The 26515-nt window shown below is 59.4% G+C and carries 22 protein-coding genes; 10 read left to right on the top strand and 12 right to left on the bottom strand.

The genetic code is table 11. From position 1 onward, the window contains the following. Nucleotides 1-143 precede the first annotated feature (143 nt). Complete coding sequence (gene exuR / locus J2Y91_RS05225; protein ID WP_048917326.1) at nt 144-920, bottom strand: transcriptional regulator ExuR; 777 nt, start codon at nt 918-920, stop codon at nt 144-146. A 147-nt stretch (nt 921-1067) separates the two neighbouring features. Then, nucleotides 1068-2378, bottom strand: a complete 1311-nt coding sequence (locus tag J2Y91_RS05220) for an MFS transporter (RefSeq protein ID WP_253537595.1) — start codon at nt 2376-2378, stop codon at nt 1068-1070. A gap of 367 nt (nt 2379-2745) precedes the next feature. Between J2Y91_RS05220 and uxaC the strand changes: the two genes are divergently transcribed. Genes uxaC through J2Y91_RS05205 form a run of 3 tightly spaced genes read left to right on the top strand, consistent with a single transcriptional unit; the run spans nt 2746 to nt 7116 of the window. Beyond that, nucleotides 2746-4155 (top strand): glucuronate isomerase, encoded by a 1410-nt coding sequence (gene uxaC, locus J2Y91_RS05215; RefSeq protein WP_133622638.1) that lies wholly within the window; start codon nt 2746-2748, stop codon nt 4153-4155. 12 nt (nt 4156-4167) lie between these two features. After that, nucleotides 4168-5616: a tagaturonate reductase gene (locus J2Y91_RS05210; RefSeq protein ID WP_253537593.1), complete on the top strand. Its 1449-nt coding sequence runs from the start codon at nt 4168-4170 to the stop codon at nt 5614-5616. Nucleotides 5617-5625: 9 nt separating this feature from the next. Then, nucleotides 5626-7116 (top strand): UxaA family hydrolase, encoded by a 1491-nt coding sequence (locus tag J2Y91_RS05205; protein WP_253537590.1) that lies wholly within the window; start codon nt 5626-5628, stop codon nt 7114-7116. Nucleotides 7117-7142: 26 nt separating this feature from the next. Here the strand turns inward: J2Y91_RS05205 and treC are convergent, their stop codons facing one another. Then, nucleotides 7143-8804 (bottom strand): alpha,alpha-phosphotrehalase, encoded by a 1662-nt coding sequence (gene treC / locus J2Y91_RS05200; RefSeq protein WP_253537587.1) that lies wholly within the window; start codon nt 8802-8804, stop codon nt 7143-7145. A gap of 192 nt (nt 8805-8996) precedes the next feature. Between treC and J2Y91_RS05195 the strand changes: the two genes are divergently transcribed. Then, nucleotides 8997-11369 carry a beta-N-acetylhexosaminidase gene (locus J2Y91_RS05195; RefSeq protein WP_253537584.1) on the top strand — a complete coding sequence of 791 codons (2373 nt, stop codon included), beginning with the start codon at nt 8997-8999 and terminating at the stop codon, nt 11367-11369. 130 nt (nt 11370-11499) lie between these two features. On the opposite strand, the gene ridA is transcribed toward J2Y91_RS05195, so the two are convergent. From ridA to argF, 5 genes are all read right to left on the bottom strand, one after another. Further along, nucleotides 11500-11886 carry a 2-iminobutanoate/2-iminopropanoate deaminase gene (gene ridA, locus J2Y91_RS05190; RefSeq protein ID WP_253537581.1) on the bottom strand — a complete coding sequence of 129 codons (387 nt, stop codon included), beginning with the start codon at nt 11884-11886 and terminating at the stop codon, nt 11500-11502. A 155-nt stretch (nt 11887-12041) separates the two neighbouring features. Then, the gene (gene pyrI / locus J2Y91_RS05185) at nt 12042-12506 is read right to left on the bottom strand and encodes an aspartate carbamoyltransferase regulatory subunit (RefSeq protein WP_133622642.1); all 465 of its coding nucleotides are present in this window, start codon (nt 12504-12506) and stop codon (nt 12042-12044) included. A 10-nt stretch (nt 12507-12516) separates the two neighbouring features. Then, nucleotides 12517-13455, bottom strand: a complete 939-nt coding sequence (pyrB, locus tag J2Y91_RS05180) for an aspartate carbamoyltransferase (protein ID WP_253537579.1) — start codon at nt 13453-13455, stop codon at nt 12517-12519. A 12-nt stretch (nt 13456-13467) separates the two neighbouring features. Further along, the gene (locus J2Y91_RS05175) at nt 13468-13617 is read right to left on the bottom strand and encodes a hypothetical protein (protein ID WP_166643152.1); all 150 of its coding nucleotides are present in this window, start codon (nt 13615-13617) and stop codon (nt 13468-13470) included. A 92-nt stretch (nt 13618-13709) separates the two neighbouring features. Next, nucleotides 13710-14720 (bottom strand): ornithine carbamoyltransferase, encoded by a 1011-nt coding sequence (argF, locus tag J2Y91_RS05170; protein ID WP_048917316.1) that lies wholly within the window; start codon nt 14718-14720, stop codon nt 13710-13712. A 156-nt stretch (nt 14721-14876) separates the two neighbouring features. Here argF and rraB point away from each other — a divergent pair, with 156 nt between their 5' ends. Then, nucleotides 14877-15299 (top strand): ribonuclease E inhibitor RraB, encoded by a 423-nt coding sequence (gene rraB / locus J2Y91_RS05165; RefSeq protein ID WP_048917315.1) that lies wholly within the window; start codon nt 14877-14879, stop codon nt 15297-15299. A gap of 51 nt (nt 15300-15350) precedes the next feature. After that, nucleotides 15351-16109: a tRNA isopentenyl-2-thiomethyl-A-37 hydroxylase MiaE gene (gene miaE, locus J2Y91_RS05160; protein WP_099754124.1), complete on the top strand. Its 759-nt coding sequence runs from the start codon at nt 15351-15353 to the stop codon at nt 16107-16109. A 38-nt stretch (nt 16110-16147) separates the two neighbouring features. Here miaE and J2Y91_RS05155 read toward each other — a convergent pair whose 3' ends face one another. After that, on the bottom strand, nt 16148-16651 hold the full coding sequence (locus J2Y91_RS05155) for a GNAT family N-acetyltransferase (RefSeq protein WP_048917313.1): 504 nt from the start codon (nt 16649-16651) through the stop codon (nt 16148-16150). Nucleotides 16652-16875: 224 nt separating this feature from the next. Here J2Y91_RS05155 and J2Y91_RS05150 point away from each other — a divergent pair, with 224 nt between their 5' ends. Both J2Y91_RS05150 and J2Y91_RS05145 read left to right on the top strand, forming a co-directional pair. Then, nucleotides 16876-18063 carry a YjgN family protein gene (locus J2Y91_RS05150; RefSeq protein WP_133622644.1) on the top strand — a complete coding sequence of 396 codons (1188 nt, stop codon included), beginning with the start codon at nt 16876-16878 and terminating at the stop codon, nt 18061-18063. A 2-nt stretch (nt 18064-18065) separates the two neighbouring features. Then, nucleotides 18066-19088 carry a M48 family metallopeptidase gene (locus tag J2Y91_RS05145; protein WP_253539466.1) on the top strand — a complete coding sequence of 341 codons (1023 nt, stop codon included), beginning with the start codon at nt 18066-18068 and terminating at the stop codon, nt 19086-19088. 66 nt (nt 19089-19154) lie between these two features. Here the strand turns inward: J2Y91_RS05145 and J2Y91_RS05140 are convergent, their stop codons facing one another. From J2Y91_RS05140 to pepA, 3 genes are all read right to left on the bottom strand, one after another. Then, the gene (locus tag J2Y91_RS05140) at nt 19155-22010 is read right to left on the bottom strand and encodes a valine--tRNA ligase (RefSeq protein ID WP_048914528.1); all 2856 of its coding nucleotides are present in this window, start codon (nt 22008-22010) and stop codon (nt 19155-19157) included. A 12-nt stretch (nt 22011-22022) separates the two neighbouring features. After that, on the bottom strand, nt 22023-22472 hold the full coding sequence (locus J2Y91_RS05135) for a DNA polymerase III subunit chi (protein WP_048914529.1): 450 nt from the start codon (nt 22470-22472) through the stop codon (nt 22023-22025). Nucleotides 22473-22538: 66 nt separating this feature from the next. Next, a complete protein-coding gene (gene pepA / locus J2Y91_RS05130; RefSeq protein WP_048914530.1) occupies nt 22539-24047 on the bottom strand; it encodes a leucyl aminopeptidase in 1509 nt (502 codons plus the stop codon). 256 nt (nt 24048-24303) lie between these two features. Here pepA and lptF point away from each other — a divergent pair, with 256 nt between their 5' ends. Next, nucleotides 24304-25404 (top strand): LPS export ABC transporter permease LptF, encoded by a 1101-nt coding sequence (gene lptF / locus J2Y91_RS05125; RefSeq protein WP_048914531.1) that lies wholly within the window; start codon nt 24304-24306, stop codon nt 25402-25404. Next, entirely contained in the window at nt 25404-26480 is a 1077-nt protein-coding gene (gene lptG / locus J2Y91_RS05120; RefSeq protein ID WP_048914532.1) for an LPS export ABC transporter permease LptG, read from the top strand. The genes lptF and lptG overlap by 1 nt, the downstream gene beginning before the upstream one ends. Nucleotides 26481-26515 lie beyond the last annotated feature (35 nt).

The following is a 26515-nucleotide window of genomic DNA, read 5'->3' as shown; positions in this document are numbered from 1 at the left end:
AAATTACGTAAGCCTGGACAGGAAGAAACACCGGGCCAACGATGTTTTACCGTTGGAATCGGCTGGCAGGAAGGAGTTTTACACAGGCTGACACTATTGAACGTATTTTACTCAATGGGTTAGGCCAGCCTGGATCAAGAGTGCTATTTTTCGTCGTTGGCAGCGGTATCGAGGGTGACCACCGGATTTTCAGCAAACATATAGCGGTCGACGTTAAATTCAAAATCGTCGGTGGTGGCATGAAACAACATCTGCTTGGTGTTTTCCAGGTGCTGCCACATCGCCAGCTTGCTGGCGGCAGGGTCTTTACGCATCAGCGCCTTAAGGATGTTGTCGTGATCTTCACACCAGCTCTCAATCGATTTGTCGTCGATATGCTCGTGCAGCTTCAGCCAGTAAGGATTGTGGCGGCGGTGCAGCCACATCTTTTCGACAATTGCGGCCAGCGCGCTGTTCTGGGTGGAGAGGGCAATCTGCACGTGAAATTTCATATCCCATTCGGAGTCGCGGAAGCGGTCCTCCTTACGGGCCTGTGCCTGAATGTCCATCAGCTGCACAATATCCTGGCGCGTCACCTGCGTGGCGGCAAACTCGGCAATATTGCTTTCAATTAACTGGCGCGCCTGCAAGAGTTCAAACGGACCGAAATGGGCAAATTCAAGATTGCTGTCGGTGTTAACGCGGTTCTGCTGCTGCTGGGAGATGACGTGGATGCCGGAGCCTTTACGCACTTCCACATAGCCTTCCACCTCCAGCATGATGATCGCCTCACGCACCACGGTACGGCTGACGCGCATCTCTTCGGCAATAAAACGTTCGGCGGGCAGCTTGTCGCCCACCTGATAAACACCCTGTTCAAGGCGGCGTTTCAGTTCGGCGGCCAGCTGTTGGTAAAGGCGACGCGAGTCGGTCGGTTCCATGATCCACGCTCCGGTTGAGGACAGGGTGATAATGGAATTTGTTATACCACTTTTGGCGGTGAAGGGTCGACCGAAAAAATGTCGACCCCTGGCATTTGGCGGAGCCGTAGGGGCGGACCCTCTTTTTCGGTCCGCCCGTCATATCAATCACGAATGCTGCGTCACCGCCCCGACTACGCGCTCGTTCTTCTTCTGCTCAAGCTCGGAAATCGGCTGGTTCTTCAGCAGCGTCCAGATCACTATCGCGCCCAGCAGGTCAAACACCGCCAGCGCGGCAAACAGCGGGCTGAAGCCGAGCGTATCCGCCAGCGCCCCGACCACCAGCGCAAATAGGGTGCTGGCCGTCCACGCCGCCATCCCGGTCAGGCCGTTGGCTGTCGCCACTTCATTACGGCCAAACACGTCGGATGAGAGCGTAATCAGCGCGCCGGACAGCGCCTGGTGGGCAAAGCCGCCGACGCACAGCAGCGCAATCGCCGCATACGGGCTGGTAAACAGGCCGATAGTACCGGGGCCGATCATCAGCACCGCGCCCATGGTCACCACCAGCTTGCGTGAGACAATCAGGTTTACGCCAAACACCCGTTGGAAAAACGGCGGCAGGTAGCCCCCAACGATGCAGCCGAGATCGGCGAACAGCATCGGCATCCAGGCAAACATGGCGATCTCTTTCAAATTGAAGCCGTAAGCCTTAAACATAAACAGCGGGATCCACGCGTTGAAGGTGCCCCACGCGGGTTCCGCAAGAAAGCGCGGCAGCGCAATGCCCCAGAACTGGCGGTTGCGCAGGATCTGCCAGGCCGACATCTTTTTACCATTATTGGTCTGATGCTGAGCTTCCTGGCCGGAAAGAATGTAGTCGCGCTCCTCCGGGTCGAGCTTCTTCTGGTCTTTCGGATGCTTATAGAACACCAGCCAGCACAGCGCCCAGATCAGGCTCAGCACGCCGGTGATGATAAAGGCCATCTCCCAGCTGTGCGCGACAATCGCCCACACCACCAGCGGGGGAGCAATCATCGCCCCGATGGAAGAGCCAACATTAAAGTAGCCGACGGCAATCGAACGCTCCTTCGCCGGGAACCACTCGCTGCTGGCCTTCAGCCCGGCGGGGATCATCGCTGCCTCCGCCGCACCGACTGCGCCACGGGCCAGCGCCAGCCCGCCCCAGCTGCCTGCCAGCGCGGTGGCGGCACAGAAAATCGCCCAGATAATTGCAAACATCGCATAGCCAATTTTGGTGCCGAGCACGTCCAGCACGTAGCCCGCCACCGGCTGCATAATGGTGTAACAGGCTGAGTAAGCGGCAACGATATAGGAGTACTGTTGGGTGGTGATATGCAGCTGAGATTCCAGCGTCGGGGCCGCCACCGCAATGGCGTTGCGCGTCAGGTAGCCCAGAATGGTACCGATGGTCACCAGACCGATCATATACCAGCGTAACCCTTTAATTTTACGCATTTAAAACCTCTTCCCGTAATTATTATTGATGTTGCACCCGAGGTGAACACCGCTATCGAGCGGGACGGCTTGCTGCATATCAGCACCCGCACATCAGTGAGAAATCTGTACAGAGATTGACAAAACGCCGACACGATAACTTGTCATACAGATTTAAAAGTTGAATGCCATCACAAAAACCATTTTTGCAATGAGGGATAATAAAATCGCTGAAAAGAGCGCCGGATAGCGTCTTTTCTGCCGGGTGGAGCCGTTTTACAGCGATATTTAGTGGTGTATTTGTGATCGAATTCTCACTATTTATTCAGCGTTCGCCATAATTGGTATGATAACTTTACTGGCATTGTCACAAAGCAGGAGAGACCCTATGTCGCGCTTTATGAGTGAAGATTTTTTACTGGAGAGTGAGTTTTCCCGTCGGCTCTATCATGACTACGCTGCCGATCAGCCGATTTTCGACTATCACTGCCACCTGCCGCCGCAGCAGATTGCCGAAAATTACCGCTTTACCAATCTCTACGATATCTGGCTGAAAGGGGACCACTACAAATGGCGCGCCATGCGGGCCAACGGCGTGCCGGAAGCGTTATGTACCGGGGATGCCAGCGACCGCGCGAAGTTTGACGCCTGGGCGCGCACGGTGCCGGACACCATCGGCAACCCGCTGTACCACTGGACGCACCTTGAGCTGCGCCGCCCGTTTGGCATCACCGACACGCTGCTATCGCCAAAAACCGCCGATGCTATCTGGCACCAGTGCAACGATTTACTGGCGCAGGATGCCTTCAGCGCGCGCGGCATCATGCAGCAGATGAACGTGAAGATGGTGGGCACCACCGACGATCCGGTTGACGATCTGCGCCACCACCGTGCGCTGGCCGCAGACGGCAGCTTTGCCACCAAAGTTCTGCCGAGCTGGCGGCCGGATAAAGCCTTTAATATCGAAGCGGAAGGGTTCACCGACTATCTGCAAACCCTTGCGGCAGTCTCCGATACCGATATCACGCGCTTTGACGACCTTAAGCGTGCGCTGAAAACGCGCCTCGATCACTTCGCCGCTCACGGCTGTAAGGTGTCGGATCACGCGCTGGACGTGGTGCTGTATGGCGAAGCGGATGAAGCCACGCTGGACGGCATTCTTGCCCGCCGCCTGGCCGGGACTATCCCGCCCGAGTCTGAAGTCGCGCAGTTTAAAACGGCGGTGCTGGTATGGCTGGGCGCAGAATACGCCCGTCGCGGCTGGGTGCAGCAGTATCACATCGGCGCGCTGCGCAATAACAACCGCCGCCAGCTGCAGCTGCTGGGGCCGGACGTCGGCTTCGACTCAATTAACGACCGCCCGCTGGCGGAGCCGCTGTCGAAACTGCTGGATGCGCAGAACCGCGATAACGCGCTGCCGAAAACCATCCTTTACTGCCTCAACCCGCGTGATAACGAGGTGCTGGCGACCATGGCCGGAAACTTCCAGGGCGAAGGGCAGCCGGGCAAGATGCAGTTTGGTTCCGCCTGGTGGTTCAACGACCAGAAGGACGGCATGGAGCGGCAGATGACCCAGCTGGCGCAGATGGGCCTGCTGAGCCGCTTTGTCGGCATGCTGACCGACAGCCGCAGCTTCCTCTCCTACACGCGCCACGAATATTTCCGCCGCCTGCTGTGCCAGATGATCGGCCGCTGGGTAGAAAAAGGCGAAGCGCCGGGCGATATCGCGCTGCTGGGCGAAATGGTGCAGAACATCTGCTTTAACAACGCCCGCGACTACTTCGCCATCGAGCTGTAAGGAGAGGTGCACATGCAGCAGCTGAACCGCCGCGATTTTCCGGGGCGTCACTATCCCGAGCGCATTATCCAGTTCGGGGAGGGCAACTTCTTACGCGCCTTTATCGACTGGCAGATCGATCTGCTCAACCAGCACAGCGATCTCGATGCCGGGATCGTGGTGGTCAGGCCGCGCAGCAGCCACAGCCCGCGCAGCCTGAATCATCAGGACGGGCTGTATACCACGCTGATCCGCGGCATCAATGCGCAGGGTGAAGTGGTGAGCGAACCGCGGTTGATCCGCTCGCTGAATCGTGAGATCCAGCCGGCAGAACAGTTTGCCGAGTTTCTGGCGCTGGCGCGCGATCCGCTGCTGCGTGTTGTGGTTTCCAATACCACCGAAGCGGGGATCTACTTTGACCCGCAGGATCGGCTGGACGCCGCACCGCCCGTCAGCTTCCCGGCGAAGCTGACGCGGTTGCTGTTTGAGCGCTGGCAGCACTTTGACGGCGCGGCGGACAAGGGCTGGGTGATGCTGCCCTGTGAACTGATCGACGATAACGGCGCCGCGCTGCTGAGCTGCGTGCGGCAAACCGCGCAGCACTGGCAGCTGCCCGCCGCCTTTATGCAGTGGGTTGAGCAACACAACCTCTTTTGCTCCACGCTGGTGGACCGCATTGTTACCGGCTACCCCGACGATGCCGCCGGGGTACAGGCCGAACTGGGCTATCGCGACGACTACCTGGTGGCGGGGGAGGTCTATTACCAGCTGGTGATCCAGGGGCCGCCAGCGCTGGCCGACGAGCTGCGGCTCGACAGCCTGGCGCTGAATATCCGCCTGGTGGACAACATCAAACCCTATAAAGAGCGCAAGGTGGCGATCCTCAACGGCGCGCACACCGCCATGGTGCCGGTGGCGTTTCTGGCCGGGCTGGAGGCGGTGGGAGAAGCGATGGACGACAGCGCGCTGGCGCAGTTTGTTGAGCGCACGCTGCGTGATGAGATTATCCCGACGCTGGCGCAGCCGCGTGACGAGCTGAATGCGTTTGCCGATGCGGTGCTGAGCCGCTTTCGCAATCCCTATATTCGCCACTCGCTCAGCGCCATCGCGCTGAACGGCATGACCAAATTCCGCACCCGCCTGCTGCCCGCGCTGCTGTGGCAGATCGCCCGGCACGGCCAGCCGTCACCGCGCCTCAGCTTCGCGCTGGCGGCGCTGCTGGCTTACTACCGCGGTGAACGGGCGGGCGTGCGCTACAGCCTGCAGGATGACGCGCACTGGCTGCAGCGCTTCGCCACGCTGTGGCCGCAGGTTGAGTGCCGCGACATGCCTCTCGAACGGCTGGTCGCCGAGGTGCTGAGCGATGCGGCGCACTGGGGGCAGGATTTAACCAGGTTACCGGGGCTGGCGGCGCAGGTTACCGCTCACTTACACCACATCAACACGCTCGGGATGCGCGCCGCGCTGGCGCAGCTGAACTAAGGCCGATACATGCAAAGCATCATTAAGATCCACAGCCTCGACAATGTTGCCGTGGCGCTGCGCGACCTGCAGGAAGGGGAGAGCATCAGCGAGGGTGAGCAGCCGCTGGTGCTGAAACAGGCGGTTGGGCGCGGGCATAAATTTGCGCTGCAGCCGCTGGCCGGGGGCGAGCTGGTGGTGAAGTACGGCCTGCCTATCGGCCATGCTACCCAGCCGATCGCCGCCGGGGAGATTATCCACTCGCACAATGCGCGCACCAATCTCAACGATCTCGACGACTATCATTATCAGCCTGCTTTCGCTACGCTGCCGCCGCAGGCTGCGGACCGTGAAGTGCAGATTTACCGCCGTGCCAGCGGGGAGGTGGGGATCCGCAACGAGCTGTGGATCCTGCCGACGGTAGGCTGCGTCAACGGCATTGCGCGCCAGATCCTGCAACGCTTCCTGAAAGAGACGGATAACGCAGCGGATATCGACGGCGTGCATCTGTTCAGCCATCCGTTCGGCTGCTCACAGCTCGGGCAGGATCATGAAAACACCCGCACCATGCTGCAAAACATGGTGCGCCATCCGAACGCCGGCGCGGTGCTGGTGATTGGGCTGGGGTGTGAAAACAATCAGGTGGACGTGTTTCGCCAGACGCTGGGCGAGTTCGACCCGCAGCGCGTGAGCTTTATGATCTGCCAGCAGCAGGACGACGAGGTGGAAGCAGGGCTGGAGCGGCTGCACCAGCTGTACGCCGCGATGCGCCACGACAAGCGTCAGCCGGGGCGGCTCAGCGAGCTGAAGTTCGGCCTTGAGTGCGGCGGTTCCGACGGCCTGTCCGGCATCACCGCGAACCCGCTGCTCGGGCGTTTCTCCGACCAGATGATCGCCAACGGCGGCACCACGGTGCTGACCGAAGTGCCGGAGATGTTTGGTGCGGAGCGCATACTGATGAGCCGCTGCCGCGACGAAGCGACCTTCGCCAGTACCGTCCGCATGATCAACGACTTCAAACGCTATTTTATCGCCCACAACCAGCCGATTTATGAGAACCCGTCACCGGGCAATAAAGCGGGCGGTATCACCACGCTGGAGGAGAAGTCGCTGGGCTGCACGCAGAAAGCCGGGCAGAGCCAGGTGGTGGACGTGCTGAAGTACGGTGAGCGCCTGCAACAGCCGGGGTTAAACCTGCTCAGCGCGCCGGGTAATGATGCGGTTGCCACCAGCGCGCTGGCGGGAGCGGGCTGTCATATGGTGCTGTTCAGCACCGGGCGCGGAACGCCTTACGGCGGCTTTGTGCCGACGGTAAAGCTGGCGACCAACAGCGAACTGGCGGCGAAGAAGCCGCACTGGATTGATTTCGATGCCGGGCAGCTGATCCACGGCACGCCGATGCCCGAACTGCTGGCGCAGTTTGTCGATACCATTGTGGCGATCGCCAACGGCCGTCAGACGCGCAACGAAGTGAACGATTTCCGCGAGCTGGCGATATTTAAGAGTGGGGTCACGCTATAGGGGCGAGGCCGGCCCCGCCCAGACCCTTACGCTGTTTTCTGATACCACCACACGGCTTCCCACGGCCGCAGCATCACTTCGCCCGGCGTGACGTGGGTGTCCGGGTAATTACTGATCAATACCTCCCAGTGGCCGCTGTAGGCAGGCGGATGCCACACCTGCGTGTCGCCGCTGAAGTTAGTGGCCACCACCAGCGTCGCCCCCGCTATGCGGCGGCAATAACACCACAGCCGCGGATGGTCGGGCAGCAGGTCGAGATAGTCGCCAAACGTCAGAATGGCATAGCGTTTGCGCAGGGCGATCAGCTTTTGGTAGCAGTAAAACACCGAATTCTCGTCATCCAGCGCCGCCGCAGCATTCACCGTGGTGAAGTTGTCGCTCATGCCAATCCACGGCGTGCCGCTGCTGAAGCCGGCGTTCTCGCTGCTGTCCCACTGCATCGGCGTGCGCCCGTTATCGCGCGATTTGCTGGCGAGGATAGCCAGCAAATTGTCGCTGTCGCGCCCCTGCGCTCGCAGCTCGGCGTACATGTTGTGGCTCTCAATATCGCGATAATCAATGATGCGGGTGAAGTGCGGATTGGTCATGCCCAGCTCCTCCCCCTGGAAGATATAGGGCGTGCCCTGCATCCCGTGCAGCGCCAGCGCCATCAGCTTGGCGGACTCCACCCGATACTGCGTTTCGTCGCCCCAGCGTGACACCACGCGCGGCTGGTCGTGATTACACCAGAACAGCGCATTCCACGCCTGATTGTGCATGCCCTGCTGCCAGTGGGTAAAAATCGCCTTCAGCGCCACCAGATCGAGCGAGGTAAGCGTCCACTTCTGGCCGTGATAAAAATCCACTTCGACATGATCGAAGCTGAACACCATCGACAGCTCTTCCCCGCTCAGCGCCCCGTACTGCTGGCAGTGCTCCAGCGTAGCGGACGACATCTCGCCGACCGTCACCAGCTGGCGCGGGCGGAACACCTCGCGGCTCATCTCCTGCATAAACTCATGAATGCGCGGACCGTCGGTATACAGGCGCAGCCCGTCCCCGCCGGGGTCATCGGCAAAATCCTGCTGCTTGGAAACCAGGTTAATCACGTCGAGACGCAGCCCGTCGATGCCGCGATCGGCCCAGAAGTTCACCACCTGCTTCAGTTCGGCGCGTAAGTTTTCATTCTCCCAGTTCAGCTCGGCCTGCTCGGGCGCCCACAGATGCATATAGTACTGGCCGCTCTCCGGATGCCAGCGCCAGGCGCTACCGCCAAACTTCGACAGCCAGTTATTGGGCTGCTGCTGCGGGGTGCCGTCGCGCCAGATATAGTAGGAGCGGTAAGGGCTGCTCGGGTCGAGCGCCTCATGAAACCAGTGATGCTGGGTCGAGCTGTGGTTAAACACCATATCGAGGATGATACGCATCCCGCGCCGGTGGGTCTCCGCCACCAGATTGTCGAAGTCGCTCAGCGTGCCAAACTGCGGATCGATGGCGGTGTAGTTCGCCACGTCATAGCCGTTATCCACCTGAGGCGAAAGGTAGAAGGGCGTTAGCCAGATGGCATCGACGCCCAGCGTTTGCAGATAATCCAGCCGCTGGATGACCCCTGCTAAATCCCCGGTCCCGCTGCCGGTGGTGTCCTGAAAACTCTTGGGATAGATTTGATAAATCACGCCATTCTGCCACCAGGGTGGAATCTTATGCATCGCTCAGTCCGGAGAGTTGTGGGTTAGGCTGATGGGATAAGCGTAGCCAGTGTCTGGCTAACCCGCACCCTCTGTCAGGGGGTTTTAGCTGACAAAGGTAAAAGGTCGCGCTGGCGCAGCTTTTCAGGAGTGTAACTTGATGTAACCCGCGAATTATGTTTTAAGGGAACACCATTATTAAAGGATCTTAATATGCCCTGGTCACTGCCGCGCGCGCTGCTTGTCTGCTCCCTGTTCCTGCCATTTTCTGTTCTTTCAGCACCTGCGGGCGATCTCCCGCTGATGCCGTGGCCGCAGCAGGTGGAGCAGCCGCAGGACGGCGGTAGCCTGGCGCTGACCACGCCGCTGGAGGTGAAGGTAAGCGGCGACGACCTGAGCGAAGCGCTGCCGCGCTGGCAGTTACGGCTGGCACGCCAGACCGGCAATCCGCGCCTGCCGGTTTCCAGCAGCGCTACCACGCTTAAGATCACCATTGCGCGAAAGGTGGCCCCTACGCCGCAGCCGGACAGCGATGAGAGCTACCGGCTGACGGTGAACGGCGCCGGGATACAGCTCGACGCTGAGACGCGTTTTGGCGCGATGCGCGGCATGGAGACCCTGCTGCAGCTGGTGCATAACGGCGCGCTGCCGCTGGTCACCATCAACGACCGCCCGCGCTTCCCGTGGCGCGGTATTCTGATCGACTCTGCGCGCCACTTCCTGCCCATTGAGACGCTAAAGCGTCAGATCGACGGCATTGCCGCCGCAAAGATGAACGTGTTCCACTGGCATCTGACGGACGATCAGGGCTGGCGCTTCGCCTCCAGCCACTACCCGCAGCTGCAGGAAAAGGCCAGCGACGGCCTGTGGTACAGCCAGCAGCAGATGCGCGATATCGTCAGCTATGCCAGCGAGCGCGGCGTGCGCGTGGTGCCGGAGATCGACTTCCCGGGCCATGCTTCGGCGCTGGCGGTAGCGATGCCGCAGCTGATATCGGCGCCGGGACCGTATCAGATGGAGCGCGGCTGGGGGGTATTCAAGCCGCTGCTCGACCCGTCTAATGAGCAGGTCTATCAGTTTATCGACACCCTGGTGGGTGAAGTGGCGGCCATCTTCCCCGACCCCTATATCCATATCGGCGGCGATGAGGTCGATGCCAGCCAGTGGAACAGCTCTGAGTCTATCCGGCAGTTTATGCAGCAGCAGGGGCTGAAGGATGCCCATGCGCTGCAGGCGTACTTTAATCAGCGCGTGGAGAAGATCCTCGAAAAGCATCGGCGCCAGATGGTCGGCTGGGATGAGATCTATCACCCCGACCTGCCGCGCAGCATTGTGATCCAGTCCTGGCAGGGGCCGGATGCGCTGGGCGAGGTGGCGAAAAACGACTATCGCGGCATTCTCTCCACCGGCTTCTATCTCGACCAGGCGCAGCCCGCCAGCTATCACTACCGTAATGAAGTGTGGCCACAGGGGCTGAAGGGCGCAGATCGGCTGCAGGACAAAGAGGTGGCCCAGAGCTGGCAGTTCACGCTGCCGCGCCTTAAGGGTAAGCCGCTGAGCGGAAGCTTTACGCTGATTGACGCCGTCGGCGGCTGGCGCGGCTTTATTGATTTCGACGGGCGTTCACGCCGCATGGTGCGTGATGTGCGCTGGCTGGCGCCGAATCAGTTCACCTTCCGCGTCGACAGCTGGATGGGGGAGCTGCAGCCGACCCTCAGCGTGACGGGGGACAAAATAAGCGGCTACTGGCGCATTGGCAACGTGCGCTATCCGACGGCGGGCAGCCGCCTGGCACAGACGCCGCCCGGCATTGCGCCTCCGGTGCCCGACGAGGCGCAGCTGCGCAATAATCTGCTGGGTGGCGAAGCCGCCCTGTGGGCCGAAATGGTTGATGAGAGCGTGATTGATGTGCGCCTGTGGCCCCGCGCTTTTGTGGTGGGTGAGCGCCTGTGGTCGGCGCAGGACGTCAACAACGTGCAGAACATGTACCGACGGCTGGCGGCGGTCGACAGCTGGTCGGTGGTGTCGGTCGGGCTACAGCAGCACGCGCAGGCGCAGCTGCAAATGACCCGGCTGGCGAACAGCAGCGACATCATCCCCCTGCAGATTTTTGCCGAGGCGCTGGAGCCCGCGCAGTGGTATACCCGCCAGCACCTGAAATATCAGGCCGGGCACTACATGCTGGCCGAACCCTTTAATCGCCTGGCCGATATCCTGCCGGCGGAGAGCGATAAAGTGCGCGAACTGGACCATCAGGTCGATGCTCTGATCGTCAATCGCGGCGACCGTCAGGCGCTGCAGGCGATTCGCCATCAGCTCAGAGCGTGGCAGCAAAATATCCCGCAGGTGGAGCCGCTGCTGGCGCAAAACCCACAGCTGCGGCCACTGCTGCCGGTGGCGGGACAGGTGGCGGCGATCAGTCAGATGGGGCTGTCACTGCTGGATGCGATGGAGTCGGAGCGAACCTTCGGCGCACGCGAAGTGGCGAAGATGCATCAGCTGCTGGACCAGGCGGCACTCACGCAGGATGAAGTGGTGATTGCGCTGGTCTATCCGATTGAGAAATTATTGCGCTACGGGAAATAACTGCGGGTCGATCGCCGATCGCCCCCTACAAACAGACGCCCGGAGGGTCGATCGCCGATCGACCCCTACAAACAGACGCCCGGAGGGTCGATCGTTGATCGACCCCTACAAACAGACGCATGCGCGCCGCTTAACGGCGAACGGCAATCGCTTCGATTTCGATTTTCACATCTTTTGGCAGGCGCGCCACTTCCACACAGGAACGTGCAGGGAAGCTGGCGTTGTGCTCAGTGAAGAACGCTTCGTAAGTGGCATTAACGGTAGCAAAGTCGTTGAGATCCTTAACGAACACCGTGGTTTTCACGATATCGCCCACTTTCAGACCGGCTGCTTCCACAATGGCCTGCACGTTTTCCAGCGACTGGCGCGCCTGTGCAGCGATATTGTCGGCAACCGCGCCGGTTTTTGGATCGACCGGGATCTGGCCGGAAGTGATGATCATACTGCCAAGATCGACACCCTGAACGTAAGGTCCGATGGCGGCTGGCGCATTTTCCGTACTGATTTCACGCGACATAGTTTCTCCTGAAGGTGTTTGTTAGGGGGATTGCGGGTCGGGCATGCCCGACCCCTACAAAACGCAATTCTCCGTAGGGGTGAGGCATGCCTCGCCCTGGTATTTACCGGGCACGTGGAACATCCTGCCCACGCAACACGGCAATTGCAATGGGGTTAATCGCTGGCCATCACCACATGGTGCGCGAACTCTTTCTCACAGTATTTGCACTTCAGGTGCAGCTCGTGCTGGCGCTGTTTCACCGCGAAGCTGGAAAACACCGGCTCGCTGCGGCTGATGCAGTTGCTGTTCGGGCAGGTCAGGACGCGCTCGATGCGATCCGGCAGGGTCGGCGCTATCTTCGCCACCACATTGTAATCGTCGATGCGGTTCACGGTGGCATGCGGCGCATACACCGCCAGCTGGTTCACCTGGTCGTCGGTCAGGAAGGTGTTTTCAATCTTGATCAGGTCTTTACGCCCCATCTCGCCCGATGGCAGATTAAGGCCGATGGTGATGCGCTGGTCGGTTTCCGTCAGGCGGAACAGCGACAGCAGCTTAAAGCCGATTTGCGCCGGGATATGGTCAATCACCGTGCCGCGTTTGATTGCTTCAACCTGTAATTTATTATCTTGCGTCATGATTATCCCCTTACAGAGTCGCTTCGCTGTTCAGTACCAGCGCCAGAAGTGCCTGACGCGCATAAATGCCGTTGCCGGCCTGCTGGAAGTACCAGGCGTGCGGCGTGGCGTCGACGTCAGTATCAATTTCATCAATGCGCGGCAGCGGGTGCAGTACCTTCATGTTGTCGCGCGCGCCCGCCAGATCGGCGGCACGCAGGATAAACTGCGCCTTCACGTTGGCGTATTCCGACGGATCCAGACGCTCTTTCTGCACGCGGGTCATATACAGAATATCCACCTGCGGCACCACCTCTTCGATGCTGTCATGACGCGTCCAGATAATCCCTTTCTCATCGAGCATATCGGTGATGTAGGCCGGCATTGCCAGCGCATCCGGGGCGATAAAGTAGAAGCGGTTGCCGTCAAACTTCGCCAGCGCCTGCGCCAGCGAGTGCACGGTACGGCCATACTTCAGGTCGCCGACCATTGCCACGTTGAGGTTGCTCAGGCGGCCCTGGGTCTCCTGAATGGTGAACAGGTCGAGCAGCGTCTGGGTCGGGTGCTGGTTAGCGCCATCGCCGGCGTTGAGGATCGGCACGCCGCCGGAGAACTCGGTCGCCAGGCGCGCGGCCCCTTCCTGCGGGTGACGCATCACAATGGCATCAACGTAGGTGCCAATCACCGAAATGGTATCCGCCAGGGTTTCGCCTTTCTTGCCCAGCGAGGTGTTGCCACCGTCGGCAAAACCGACCACCGACGCGCCAAGGCGATGCATGGCGGTTTCAAACGACAGGCGGGTACGGGTGGAGGCCTCAAAGAAGCAGCTGGCAATCACGTTATGCTTCAGCAGCTCCGGCTGCGGGTTGGCCTTCAGGCTGGCGGCGGTACGCAGCACCAGCTCCAGCTCGTCACGGTTGAGATCGTTAATTGAAATAATATGTTTGTGATAGAGCGGGTTAGCGGCCATTTTCACTCTCCTCTACGCGTGCGGGGCTGAAATTCGGGCAAAAAAAAGCCCCTCAATGAGGGGCTTTTCCTGATGATCGGGAGTGCCACGGAAGGAAAAAGCATGCTGCCCGCCACGATTACGGCGCGTCAGTTCGGCATTTTTCTGGCTGGTTATTTTCATGCATCCTCCCGGCAAACGGGGTGCATTATACGCATTCACCTGGCGGCGGCAAGCGAAAATCGCCGCGCAGGTAATCGTTTGCCCTGGCGGATTTAGCCGGGCTGCGCCAGGGTCGCCACCATCACTGCCTTGATGGTGTGCAGACGGTTTTCCGCCTGATCAAACACCACGCTGTGCGCGGATTCAAACACCTCGTCCGTCACTTCCATGCCGCCGTGCAGATCGTACTGCTGCGCCATCTGCTGGCCGAGCGTGGTCTGGTCGTCGTGGAACGCAGGCAGGCAGTGCAGGAACTTCACCTGCGGGTTGCCGGTAGCCTGCAGCATCGCCATATTGACCTGGTAAGGGCGCAGCAGGGCAATACGCTCCTGCCACACCTCTTTCGGCTCGCCCATCGACACCCAGACGTCGGTATAGATAAAGTCGGCACCTTTGACCGCCGCGTGAATATCGGCCGTCAGGGTGATTTTGCCGCCGGTTTTCTCCGCCACCTTGCGGCACTCGGCGACCAGCTCTGCGTCCGGCCAGCAGCTTTCCGGCGCGGCGAGGCGCAGGTCGATGCCCATCAGCGCGGCGGCTTCCAGCAGGGTGTTACCCATATTGTTGTGAGTATCGCCGACGTAGGTCAGCGTCATCTGGCTGAACGCTTTTTCCGGCAGATGTTCCTGCATGGTCAGCAGGTCGGCCAGCAGCTGGGTAGGGTGGAACTCGTTAGTCAGCCCGTTCCATACCGGCACGCCGGCATGTTCAGCCAGCGACTCCACCAGCGCCTGGCCGTGGCCGCGATACTGGATGGCATGGTACATGCGGCCCAGCACGCGGGCGGTATCCTTCATCGACTCTTTATGGCCTATCTGGCTGCCGCTCGGGCCAAGATAGGTGACGTTGGCGCCCTGATCGAATGCGGCAACTTCGAAAGAGCATCGGGTACGGGTCGAGTCTTTTTCGAAGATGAGCGCAATATTCTTGCCTTTCAGGTGCTGAATTTCTTCGCCATTTTTCTTGTCAGTCTTCAGCGTGGCCGCCAGCGCCAGCAGGCCGGTGATTTCAGCGGGAGTGAAATCCAGCAGCCTGAGAAAGTGACGGTGATATAAGTGACTCATAACGCACTCCGGATAACCTTTAATGAATTAAAATTCAATTTAACCGTATGAATATGCATTTTCAACCCCGGCGTGAAGAAACTTTTGTTTAAAGGTAGTGGCGCGGAGGGCACTGTGGGAAAATACTGGAAATAACGCCCTAATGAGGAATGGATCATGGCTAACGAAGCATTGTTGGAAGAGCAGCGTGAAGAGACGCGGCTGATTATTGAAGAGCTGCTGGATGATGGCAGCGACCCTGATGCACTGTACACCATTGAGCATCATCTCTCCTGTGACAGCTTCGACGCGCTGGAAAAAGCCGCGGTAGAAGCCTTCAAGCTGGGCTATGAAGTGACTGAACCAGAAGAGCTGGATCTGGAAGATGGCACCAAAGTGCAGTGCTGCGACATCATCAGTGAGAGCGCGCTGACCGCCGAGCTGATTGACGCGCAGGTTGAGCAGCTGATTGACCTGGTGGCGAAGTTTAACGTCGACTACGACGGCTGGGGCACCTACTTCGAAGATCCCGACGGCGAAGAGGAAGACGACGAAGACGGCGAAGAGATCGACGGCGAAGACAACGGCATCCGCCATTAATTTTGTATCAGGACGGGTCAGGCATGTCTGACCCCTATAGAGTTTGCTTTGATGAACATCGAACACCTTCTTGCCCCCGTCACCCGCTTCCTGCACTGCCGCACCCCGCAAGCCTGGATTGATGCCGCGCGCCAGCCGGAAAACCTGGCAACGCTGCTCACCGACCACCTGGTGTGCGAGCTGAAAGCGGCCCAGACCGCAATGTGGCTGATCCGCAAATACGTGGCCGACAAAGAGAGCGGCGATGCGCTGCTGGCGTGGCTGAAACCGTGGGAAAACTTTGTCCACAACGACCAGGCCGATCTCACCTTCCTTGAACAGCACAAAGGGTTGTCGAAAACCATTATCAGCCGCGAAGAGGTGCCTTACGGCGACGAGCTGGTGGATAAGATGGTGCTGCTGATTAAAGAGGAGCTGCACCACTTTTATCAGGTACTGGAGATTATGCAGGCGCGCGGCATTCCGTATGCGCGCATTACCGCCAGCCGCTATGCCAAAGGATTACTGCGCGAAGTGGCGACCCATGAGCCGCAAACGCTGGTGGATAAGCTGATCTGCGGGGCGTATATCGAGGCGCGATCCTGCGAACGTTTTGCCAGCCTGGCGCCGCATCTCGATCGGGAGCTGGCGGCATTCTATGTCTCGCTGCTGCGCTCCGAGGCGCGCCACTATCAGGATTATCTGGCGCTGGCGGCGCTGATCTCGCCGACGGATATCACGGCGCGAGTGCAGAAGATGGGGGAGGTCGAAGCGCGCTTAATCAGCGAACCGGACAGCCAGCTGCGCTTTCACAGCGGCGTGCCGGTCTGACAGGGTTGGGGGGCGCTTGGATGGTGCGCCCGCCACGGTTACAAACTTTTCAGCATCGTCACTTCGCAGTCGACATGGCCGGTAAAGCCCATCGGCCCGTCGATATGGGAAAAACCGAGGTGCTCATACAGGCGGATTGCGCGCGTGAGCGAAGCGGTGGTTTCCAGGTAGCAGCGCTTAAAGCCGCACTCGCGGGCGTAATCCATGGCCTGAATCGCCAGGCGACGTGCCAGCCCGAGGCCGCGCACCTGCGGCAGGAAATACATTTTCTGCAGCTCGCAGACATCGGCATCGCTGCCCGCCAGCGGTGCGACACCGCCACCGCCCACCACTTTCCCTTCCAGCTCGACCACCCAATAGGCGCAGCTGGCTGCGCTGTAAACCTCAAACAGATGATCGAGATTCGGGTCGGAGACGGTATAGCCTTTATCCGCCGTCAGGCCAAATTCGGCAGACACGGCGCGGATTACGGCGGCAATGTGGGGATTATCCGCAGCAGCGATCGGGCGCACCAGCAGGGTGGAATTTATAGCGGTAGTCATAACTCAGGCTCATAGCAGTTCGGCAGCAGGTAAGTGTAATAACACTGGTGGCGTATTGATGCAATGCCTGCGCAGTGGCAACGCCCCTGAGAGACCGCTATTAAGCTGAATGATAATTATTTATTGTCCGTTTCTGAGGGGCATGCTTAAATAGCCGCGCTACTTATTTAACTTTAATAATCTGCCTGGCAGATAACTATTCTTATTTTCAGGAAGAAAATCTAATGGAAAACAATACCTCGACTTCACAGCGCCATGCTGTGCTGTTTCATGGCCGTTCCGGCGAATATTTCTCTATCTGGCTGGTCAACGCATTACTGACCATCATTACCCTGGGGATTTATTCCGCCTGGGCGACCGTGCGCCGCCGCCGTTATTTCTATGGCAATACCGAAATCGCCGGTGACCGTTTTGATTATCATGCCCGCCCGATCGACATTCTGAAAGGGCGCATTATTGTCTTTGTCGGTCTGGTGCTGTTCTTTATTCTCTCCGCCGCATTGCCGACCATTTCACTGGTGTTCCTGCTGGCGTTCTTTGCGCTGGTGCCGTGGATTGTGGTGCGCAGCTGGCGCTACAACGCGCTGATGAGCAGCTTCCGCGGCGTGCGCTTTAACTATCACTGCCGCATTGGCCGCGCTTACTGGACCATGTATCTGGCACCGGTGCTGATGATTGCCGCCCTGTATCTGGTGGTGGGTATGATTGGCATGATGGCGGCGACCAGCGGCAATATCAGCGCGGCCCTGACCGTTGGCGTGCTGTGCTTTGTGCTGTTCCTCGCCGGGCTGGCAGCGGTGCAGGGCACGGTTGCGGCAATGAATCACGACCTGTATATCAATAATATGTTTTACGGCCAGCAGCCCTTTAAGGCTGAGCTGCAGAAAAAGACCTTTATCAAAATGGTATTAATCAGCTTCGCGATTATGCTGCCATTCCTGATTGTCGCCGGGATGCTGATTGGCTCGCTGTTTATTTCGCTTATTTATGCCGCCGCGATGGGCATGAGCGATCCAGCGATGATGGGCAACCTGATGGGCGGCAATCTGTTTAATATTTTCCTGACCTTTGTGGTGTTAATTTTCGGCGGGCTGGTTTCCTCCGCCTATTTAATTGCCGCACAGCGCAATTATGTTTTCGGCCAGACTCAACTTGGTGAAAAACTGCGCCTTAAGTCAACTTTATCGACAGGTTCATTCCTTGCGCTGACGCTGACCAATACCCTGATTGTGATCTTCACGCTGGGCCTGGGTGCGCCAATTGCTGAAATTCGTCTGGCGCGCTATCTGGCGAACGCCACCGCGCTGGAAGGCGATATCTCCCTGCTGGATATCAGTGCGCACCACGAATCGGCGCGTACCGCCGTGGCGGAAGAAGTGGTGGCGGCGTTCGATCTTAACCCGGGCATCTGATGCTGCAGCTGAACGGCTACTATCAGTCCCCTGGACGGGCAGCTCGCGAGGCTGCCCGTCTCACACTGGGCGAGCGCCATCTGACGCTGGAGCAGGGTGGGCAGCAGCAGATCCAGCTGCTGAGCGCGGTTAAGGTTTCCGCTGCGCTCGGCACCATCCCCCTGACGCTGACCTTTGCCGACGGCGGCCGCTTTGTGCCGCAGGATGACGCTGCGTTTCGCCAGTGGTGGCAGCAGCGCCATCGCCCGGGGCTGGTTCACCGGCTGGAGCAGCATCGTCGCGGCGTCGGCCTGATGCTGCTGGCAACGCTGGCGGCTATCGCGCTGTATGTCTGGGTGATCCTGCCCGCCGTCAGCAGCGTGCTGGCGCGCCATATCCCCAGCTACGTTGAGCGTCAGGTGGGGCAGCAGACTTTCACCCTGCTACAAAACAGCGGCTTTAGCAGCGGGCAGCTGGCGGTCGGGCAGCTTAAGCGCTTACAGGGCCTGTTCGCCGCCACCGTGCCCGCTGAGATGAAAGATGACCCGACGCCGCTGCGGCTGAAGGTGATGCATTTCTCCGGCGGTCCCAACGCCTTTATGCTGACGGACGGCACGCTGATTATCAGCGATGAGCTGGTGCAGATGGCGAAAAGCGACGATGCGCTGGCGGCGGTGATGCTGCACGAAATCGGCCATCACGCTTACCGTCACCCAATGCGCATGCTGGTGCGCTCTTCGCTGGTCAGCCTCAGCTATCTGTGGCTAACCGGGGACGTCAGCGGCATCGGCGATACGCTGCTGCAGTCCGCCGCCTTTGTTAACCAGCTGCAGTTCTCGCGCAGTATGGAGCGCGAAGCGGACGAGTACGCGGTGGCACAGATGAAGGCGCAGGGGCGCTCTCTGGCGGCGATGGTGCAGATTTATCAGCAGCTGGCGCAGTCGGGGGAGAAGGTGAGCGGCGGGTTGAGTCTGCCGGAATGGATGAGTACCCACCCGGATATGCCTGCGCGCATCAGGGCGATTCAGGACGGATCGCGGCAATAAAAAAGGGCGCGGCATGCCGCGCCCCTACGGGTGTTGTAGGGGAGGGGCATGCCCCTCCCGCTCATTTTACAGCGCGGCGATAACCGCCTGCTGCTCAATCAGTTTGCTCTTAGCCTGCTCGAAATCGGCCAGGCGCTCGCGCTCTTTCGCCACTACCGCTTCCGGTGCGCGCGCCACAAACCCTTCGTTGCCCAGCTTGGTGGTGATTTTTTCCATCTCCACTTCCACTTTCGCCACTTCCTTCGCCAGACGTTCCAGCTCCGCCGCTTTATCCACCAGGTCCGCCATCGGGATCAGCAGTTCAGCACCATCAACCAGCTTGGTCACGGCAACCGGGCCTTTTTCACCCGCTGGCAGCAGCGCCAGCGTGGTAAGGCGCGCCAGGGTTTTCAGGAAGTTGTGGTTGTCGTTAACGCGACGCACCACGTCGGCACTGGCGCCGCGCAGCAGCACGTCCAGCGGCTTAGCCGGGGAGATATTCATCTCGTTGCGAATATTACGCACCGCGACGATAGCCTGCTTCAGCCATTCGGTATCGGCCATTGCAGCGGCATCAACGCGGCTTGCGCTGAACTCCGGCATCGGCTGCAGCATGATGGTGTCGTCGCTGATGTTCTTCAGCACTTTCACCTGCTGCCAGATGGTTTCGGTAATAAATGGAATAATTGGGTGCGCCAGGCGCAGCAACGCTTCCAGAACCGTCACCAGCGTATTACGCGTGCCGCGCAGCTGGGCTTCAGTCCCGCCGTTCATCACCGGCTTCGCCAGCTCCAGATACCAGTCGCAGAACTGGTTCCAGGTGAACTCATACAGGATGTTGGCGGCGATATCGAAGCGGTAGCTGTCCAGCGCGCCGCGGTAGGCCTTCACGGTTTCGTTGAATTCCGCGAGGATCCAGCGGTCCGCCAGCGACAGTTCCAGCTCGCCACCGTTGAAGCCGCAGTCGTGCTCCTGGGTGTTCATCAGCACAAAGCGGCTGGCGTTCCACAGCTTGTTACAGAAGTTGCGGTAACCTTCCAGGCGCTTCATATCCCAGTTGATGTCGCGGCCGGTTGAGGCCAGCGCCGCCAGCGTGAAGCGCAGGGCATCGGTGCCGTGCGGCTCAATGCCGTTGGGGAACTGCTTCTCGGTGCGCTTGCGGATCTTCTCCGCCAGCTGCGGCTGCATCATGTTACCGGTGCGTTTTTCCAGCAGGTCTTCCAGCGAAATCCCGTCAACCATATCCAGCGGATCGATCACGTTACCCTTCGACTTGGACATTTTCTGCCCTTCGTCGTCGCGGATCAGGCCGGTCATGTAGACGGTTTTAAACGGCACCTGCGGCTTACCGTCTTCGTCCTTGATGAAGTGCATGGTCAGCATGATCATGCGCGCAATCCAGAAGAAGATGATATCGAAGCCGCTGACCAGCACGCTGGTCGGGTGGAAGGTGCGCAGCGCTTCGGTGTTCTCCGGCCAGCCGAGGGTGGAGAAGGTCCACAGGCCGGAGGAGAACCAGGTGTCGAGCACGTCTTCGTCCTGGGTCAGCACCACCTCGGGCGCGATGTTGTTTTCCGCACGCGCTTCTGCTTCGCTGCGCGCCACATAGACGTTGCCTTCGGCATCGTACCAGGCCGGAATACGGTGGCCCCACCACAGCTGGCGGGAGATGCACCAGTCCTGAATGTCACGCATCCAGGAGAAGTACATGTTCTCATACTGCTTCGGCACGAACTGGATATCACCCTGTTCCACCGCTTCTACCGCCACTTTCGCCAGCGGAGCGGTGCGCACGTACCACTGGTCGGTCAGCATCGGCTCGATCACCACGCCGCCACGGTCGCCGTAAGGCACGGTCAGGTCGTGCGGTTTGATCTCATCCAGCAGGCCGAGTGCATCAATCGCCGCGACAATCGCTTTACGCGCCGCGAAGCGTTCCAGCTTCTGGAACGCCGCCGGAATGGTCGGGTCGCAGGCGTCAGACTCTTCGCCGTTGGTGTCGTAAACCTGGGCGCTTTCGCGGATATCACCGTCGAAAGTCAGGATGTTGATCATCGGCAGCTTGTGACGACGGCCCACTTCGTAGTCGTTGAAGTCGTGCGCCGGGGTGATCTTCACGCAGCCGGTGCCTTTCTCCATATCGGCATGCTCATCGCCCACAATCGGAATGCGGCGACCGACCAGCGGCAGCACGAGGAATTTGCCGATCAGATCTTTGTAGCGCGGATCTTCCGGGTTGACCGCCACGCCGGTATCACCGAGTACGGTTTCCGGGCGGGTGGTGGCGACCACCAGGTAATCTTTACCGTCAGCGGTTTTCACGCCGTCGGCCAGCGGGTAGCGGATGTGCCACATCGAGCCTTTCGACTCGCGGTTTTCCACTTCGAGATCAGAAATCGCGGTGCGCAGCTTCGGATCCCAGTTCACCAGGCGCTTGCCGCGGTAGATCAGGTTCTCTTTGTGCAGGCGCACGAACACTTCTTTCACCGCGTTCGACAGGCCTTCATCCATGGTGAAGCGCTCGCGCTCCCAGTCCACGGAGTTGCCCAGACGGCGCATCTGACGGGTGATAGTGCCGCCAGACTCGGCCTTCCACTGCCAGATTTTTTCGATGAACGCATCACGGCCATAATCTTTACGGGTTTTGCCCTCTTCGGCGGCGATTTTACGCTCAACCACCATCTGCGTGGCGATGCCCGCGTGGTCGGTACCCGCCTGCCACAGGGTGTTTTTACCCTGCATGCGCTGGTAGCGGATCATGGTGTCCATGATGGTCTGCTGGAAGGCGTGCCCCATATGCAAGCTACCGGTGACGTTCGGCGGCGGGATCATGATGCAGAAGCTTTCCTGGCTGGTGTCGCCATTCGGTTTGAAGTAGCCCTGTTGTTCCCAGTGCTCGTAGAGCGGCTGCTCGATATCTTGCGGGTTATATGTCTTTTCCATTTCTGCTATGTCTTAGGCAAGGGGCGGCGTTGCCGTATTCAAGTGGAATCCAACGCTGCGATACGCTTTGTAGCGGTCGCGCGCCAGCTGTTTCAAGGATGCTTCATAGGGAACGAAGTCTATCACTTCATAGAAAGCGGTGGCAAAATCTGCAAACTGCGGCAGCAGGCTGATCAGCAGGTCACGCGGCGAGTTTCCGCGCCGCTGCGGCCAGGCCAGTTCGACCGGTGCGCCATATTTCGGGCCTTCACCCGCCAGATTATGCGGCACAAAGGCGCTGGCCGGACGCTGCCACAGGGCTTCATCCAGGCGGATAGCCTGGGCTTCATCCTGGCAGGCGACCAGCACGCGTTTCCCTTCCCGCCAGCGCGCCTCGGCCAGGTCACAGACCAGCGCTTCCTGCGCGCTCAGCCCGTCAACCGGGGTGTCGGTTTCCAGCAGATAGAAAGTTGCGTTTTTCATAATGATGCCAAATGATTGCGATAAAACTGTAGGGGGCGACCTTCTTTTTCGGTCGCCCCGCCGGGATTAATCGTCGCCGTTCAGACCCGCACGATTAAGCAGGAACTGCGACAGCAGGGCGACCGGGCGACCCGTTGCGCCTTTGGCCTTGCCGGAGCGCCAGGCCGTACCGGCCACGTCGAGGTGTGCCCAGTTGTACTTACGGGTGAAGCGCGCCAGGAAGCAGGCCGCGGTAATCGCACCGCCGGGACGGCCACCAATGTTTGCCATATCGGCAAAGTTGGAGTCCAGCTGCTCCTGATACTCATCGGCCATCGGCAGACGCCATGCGCGGTCACCCGCCTGCTCGGACGCGCCAATCAGCTCGTGTGCCAGCGGGTTATGGTTCGACAGCAGGCCGCTGATATGGTGGCCGAGCGCAATCACGCAGGCGCCGGTCAGGGTCGCCACGTCGATCACCACGTCCGGATCGAAACGCTCAACGTAGGTCAGGGCATCGCACAGCACCAGGCGACCTTCGGCATCGGTATTCAACACTTCCACCGTCTGGCCGGACATGGTGGTCAGTACGTCACCCGGACGATAGGCGCGGCCGCCAGGCATGTTCTCACAGCCTGCCAGCACGCCGACCACATTAAGCGGCAGGCCCAGCTCGGCCACCATGCGCATCACGCCGTACACCGACGCCGCGCCGCACATATCGTACTTCATCTCGTCCATCGCTTCGCCCGGCTTCAGCGAGATCCCGCCGGTATCGAAGGTGACGCCTTTACCGACCAGCACAATCGGGCGCGCATCCGCATCCGGGTTGCCCTTGTACTCAATCACCGACATCAGCGATTCGTTCTGCGATCCGGCTCCGACGGCGAGGTAGGCATTCATGCCCAGCTCTTTCATCTGCTGCTCGCCAATCACGCGGGTGGTGATATTGCTCCACGCATCCGCCAGCTGGCGCGCCTGCGAGGCCAGGTATGCGGCATTACAGATGTTTGGCGGCATATTGCCGAGATCTTTCGCTGCCTTCACGCCCGCCGCAACGGCCAGGCCGTGCTGGATAGCGCGCTCGCCGCTGGTCAGCTCACGGCGCGTTGGCACGTTGAACACCATTTTACGCAGCGGACGGCGCGGCTCGACCTTGTTGCTTTTAAGCTGGTCGAAGCTGTACAGCGTCTCTTTGGAGGTTTCCACCGCCTGACGCACTTTCCAGTAAGTATTGCGACCTTTTACGTGCAGCTCGGTCAGGAAACAGACGGCTTCCATCGAACCGGTATCATTCAGAGTGTTAATTGTTTTCTGAATAACCTGCTTGTACTGGCGCTCGTCCAGCTCACGTTCTTTGCCGCAGCCGATCAAAAGGATGCGCTCAGAGAGAATGTTCGGTACATGATGCAGCAGCAGCGTCTGACCGACTTTTCCTTCCAGTTCACCACGGCGCAGCAGGGCACTGATGTAGCCATCGCTGATTTTATCGAGCTGTTCAGCAATCGGTGACAAGCGGCGCGGTTCAAACACGCCCACTACAATACAGGCACTGCGCTGTTTTTCCGGGCTACCGCTTTTTACACTGAACTCCATGCACTCTCCTGAATCTTAAAGACAACGGCGCTTGCTCCGGCTAGAATGGACCGCTTTCGTACCGTATAGCGCTGGTGCAATATGTCGCTGTCAGATTGAGTTTTGGTGATAATAAGTTTTTTTTTGCATCACCAGAACGCGATTGTTGTCATACTATTTTAGCTATGACTTGGGCCATTGATAGAAAAAATGGCGTGTAAGCGATGAAACTAGCGATTTTCCTGCAAAAAGACAAGTTTTCACAGGCGTACTCAGCGTGATCATCATTAGATATCTGGTTCGGGAAACGCTCAAAAGCCAGTTGGCTATCCTGTTCATCCTGCTGCTGATCTTCTTTTGCCAGAAGTTAGTCAGGATTTTGGGAGCCGCGGTGGATGGCGAGATTCCAACAAATTTAGTACTCACATTATTGGGCCTTGGCGTGCCGGAAATGGCGCAGCTTATCCTGCCGTTAAGCCTGTTTTTAGCCATTTTGATGACGCTTGGCCGGTTATACACCGAGAGTGAAATCACGGTGATGCACGCCTGCGGTTTAGGCAAAAGCGTGCTGGTGAAGGCGGCGATGATCCTGATGCTGTTTACCGCGCTGGTGGCAGCGGTCAACGTTGGCTTCCTCGGGCCGTGGTCCTCGCGCTATCAAAGCGAAGTGATGCAGAACGCCAAAGCCAACCCGGGTGCCGCTGCACTCGCGGCCGGGCAGTTCCAGCAGTCGGGCGATGGCCAGTCGGTGCTGTTTATCGAGAACACCAAAGGCAACACCTTTGACAACGTGTTCCTGGCGCAGATGCGGCCGAAGGGCAATGCCCGCCCGTCCGTGGTGGTGGCCGATCATGGCCATATGTCGCAGCGTGCCGATGGTTCCCAGGTGGTGACGCTGGATAGCGGCACGCGCTTCGAAGGCACCGCGCTGCTGCGCGACTTCCGCATTACCGACTTCAAGAACTATCAGGCGATTGTCGGCCATCAGGAAGCGATTCTGGATCCCAATGATTCCGAGCAGATGAGCATGAAAGCCCTGTGGCAGTCCGATAAACCCGATTTCCGCAGCGAGCTGCACTGGCGCCTGACGCTGGTGTTCTCGGTGCTGGTGATGGCGCTGATGGTGGTGCCGCTCAGCGTGGTCAACCCACGCCAGGGGCGCGTGCTGTCGATGCTGCCCGCCATGCTGCTCTACCTGATTTTCTTCCTGTTGCAGAGCTCGTTACGCTCCAGCGGCGGCAAAGGGCGCCTCGACCCGGCACTCTGGATGTGGGTGGTTAACCTGGCTTATCTGGGGCTGGCGATAGTGCTGAACGCCTGGGATACCGTACCGATGCGCCGCCTGCGCGCGCGCTTTACTCGCGGAGGATCGGTCTGATGTTTGGCGTTCTTGACAGATATATCGGTAAAACGATTTTCAATACCATCATGGCGACGCTGTTTATGCTGGTGTCGCTCTCCGGCATCATTAAGTTTGTCGATCAGCTGCGTAAAACCGGGCAGGGCGACTACACCGCGCTCGGCGCCGGGCTGTACACCATCCTCAGCGTGCCGAAAGATATCGAGATCTTCTTCCCGATGGCGGCGCTGCTGGGGGCGCTGCTGGGCCTCGGAACGCTGGCTCAGCGCAGCGAGCTGGTGGTGATGCAGGCATCCGGCTTTACCCGTATGCAGATTGCCGCCTCGGTGATGAAAACCGCCATCCCGCTGGTGCTGCTGACCATGGCGATTGGTGAGTTTGTCGCCCCACAGGGCGAGCAGATGGCGCGTAACTACCGTGCGCAGCAGCTGGTGGGCGGTTCGCTGCTCTCCACGCAGAGCGGGCTGTGGGCGAAGGACGGGAATAACTTTATCTTTATTGAACGTATTCGCGACGACAACCAGCTGGCGGGCATCAGCATCTACAGCTTTAACCAGCAGCGCCGCCTGCAGTCGGTGCGCTACGCGGCATCGGCCAAGTACGATGCGAATAAAAAAGCGTGGGCGCTGGCGCAGGTAGATGAATCAGACCTGACTGACCCGCAGCAGGTGAGAGGCAGCCAGACGCTGACCGGCGAGTGGAAAACCACGCTGACGCCGGACAAGCTGGGCGTGGTGGCGCTGGACCCGGCGGCGCTGTCGATCACCGGCCTGTATAACTACTCGAAGTATCTGAAGCAGAGCGGCCAGATGTCCGGACGCTATCAGCTGAATATGTGGAGCAAAATCTTCCAGCCGCTGTCGGTGGCGGTGATGATGCTGATGGCGCTGTCGTTTATCTTCGGACCGCTGCGCAGCGTGTCGATGGGGATGCGCGTGGTGACCGGGATCAGCTTTGGCTTCCTGTTCTACGTGCTGGACCAGATTTTCGGCCCGCTGAGCCTGGTGTATAACATCCCGCCGATCCTCGGCGCGCTGCTGCCCAGCGCGGCGTTCTTCGCCATTAGCGTATATATGCTGTTGAAACGCAGGTAATTGTTGCGGTTGCGGGTCGACCAGAAAAGCGGTCG

The sequence above is a fragment of the Erwinia aphidicola genome, from assembly GCF_024169515.1.
Taxonomy (GTDB): Bacteria; Pseudomonadota; Gammaproteobacteria; order Enterobacterales; family Enterobacteriaceae; genus Erwinia; species Erwinia aphidicola.
The sequence above is the reverse complement of the archived record's forward strand: the minus strand, read 5'-3'. Positions and strand labels throughout refer to the sequence as shown.

Coding starts and splice junctions, on each gene's coding strand:
- exuR (WP_048917326.1), bottom strand. CDS start 920: ATGGAACCGACCGACTCGCGTCGCCTTTACCAACAGCTGGCCGCCGAA.
- J2Y91_RS05220 (WP_253537595.1), bottom strand. CDS start 2,378: ATGCGTAAAATTAAAGGGTTACGCTGGTATATGATCGGTCTGGTGACC.
- uxaC (WP_133622638.1), top strand. CDS start 2,746: ATGTCGCGCTTTATGAGTGAAGATTTTTTACTGGAGAGTGAGTTTTCC.
- J2Y91_RS05210 (WP_253537593.1), top strand. CDS start 4,168: ATGCAGCAGCTGAACCGCCGCGATTTTCCGGGGCGTCACTATCCCGAG.
- J2Y91_RS05205 (WP_253537590.1), top strand. CDS start 5,626: ATGCAAAGCATCATTAAGATCCACAGCCTCGACAATGTTGCCGTGGCG.
- treC (WP_253537587.1), bottom strand. CDS start 8,804: ATGCATAAGATTCCACCCTGGTGGCAGAATGGCGTGATTTATCAAATC.
- J2Y91_RS05195 (WP_253537584.1), top strand. CDS start 8,997: ATGCCCTGGTCACTGCCGCGCGCGCTGCTTGTCTGCTCCCTGTTCCTG.
- ridA (WP_253537581.1), bottom strand. CDS start 11,886: ATGTCGCGTGAAATCAGTACGGAAAATGCGCCAGCCGCCATCGGACCT.
- pyrI (WP_133622642.1), bottom strand. CDS start 12,506: ATGACGCAAGATAATAAATTACAGGTTGAAGCAATCAAACGCGGCACG.
- pyrB (WP_253537579.1), bottom strand. CDS start 13,455: ATGGCCGCTAACCCGCTCTATCACAAACATATTATTTCAATTAACGAT.
- J2Y91_RS05175 (WP_166643152.1), bottom strand. CDS start 13,617: ATGAAAATAACCAGCCAGAAAAATGCCGAACTGACGCGCCGTAATCGT.
- argF (WP_048917316.1), bottom strand. CDS start 14,720: ATGAGTCACTTATATCACCGTCACTTTCTCAGGCTGCTGGATTTCACT.
- rraB (WP_048917315.1), top strand. CDS start 14,877: ATGGCTAACGAAGCATTGTTGGAAGAGCAGCGTGAAGAGACGCGGCTG.
- miaE (WP_099754124.1), top strand. CDS start 15,351: ATGAACATCGAACACCTTCTTGCCCCCGTCACCCGCTTCCTGCACTGC.
- J2Y91_RS05155 (WP_048917313.1), bottom strand. CDS start 16,651: ATGACTACCGCTATAAATTCCACCCTGCTGGTGCGCCCGATCGCTGCT.
- J2Y91_RS05150 (WP_133622644.1), top strand. CDS start 16,876: ATGGAAAACAATACCTCGACTTCACAGCGCCATGCTGTGCTGTTTCAT.
- J2Y91_RS05140 (WP_048914528.1), bottom strand. CDS start 22,010: ATGGAAAAGACATATAACCCGCAAGATATCGAGCAGCCGCTCTACGAG.
- J2Y91_RS05135 (WP_048914529.1), bottom strand. CDS start 22,472: ATGAAAAACGCAACTTTCTATCTGCTGGAAACCGACACCCCGGTTGAC.
- pepA (WP_048914530.1), bottom strand. CDS start 24,047: ATGGAGTTCAGTGTAAAAAGCGGTAGCCCGGAAAAACAGCGCAGTGCC.
- lptG (WP_048914532.1), top strand. CDS start 25,404: ATGTTTGGCGTTCTTGACAGATATATCGGTAAAACGATTTTCAATACC.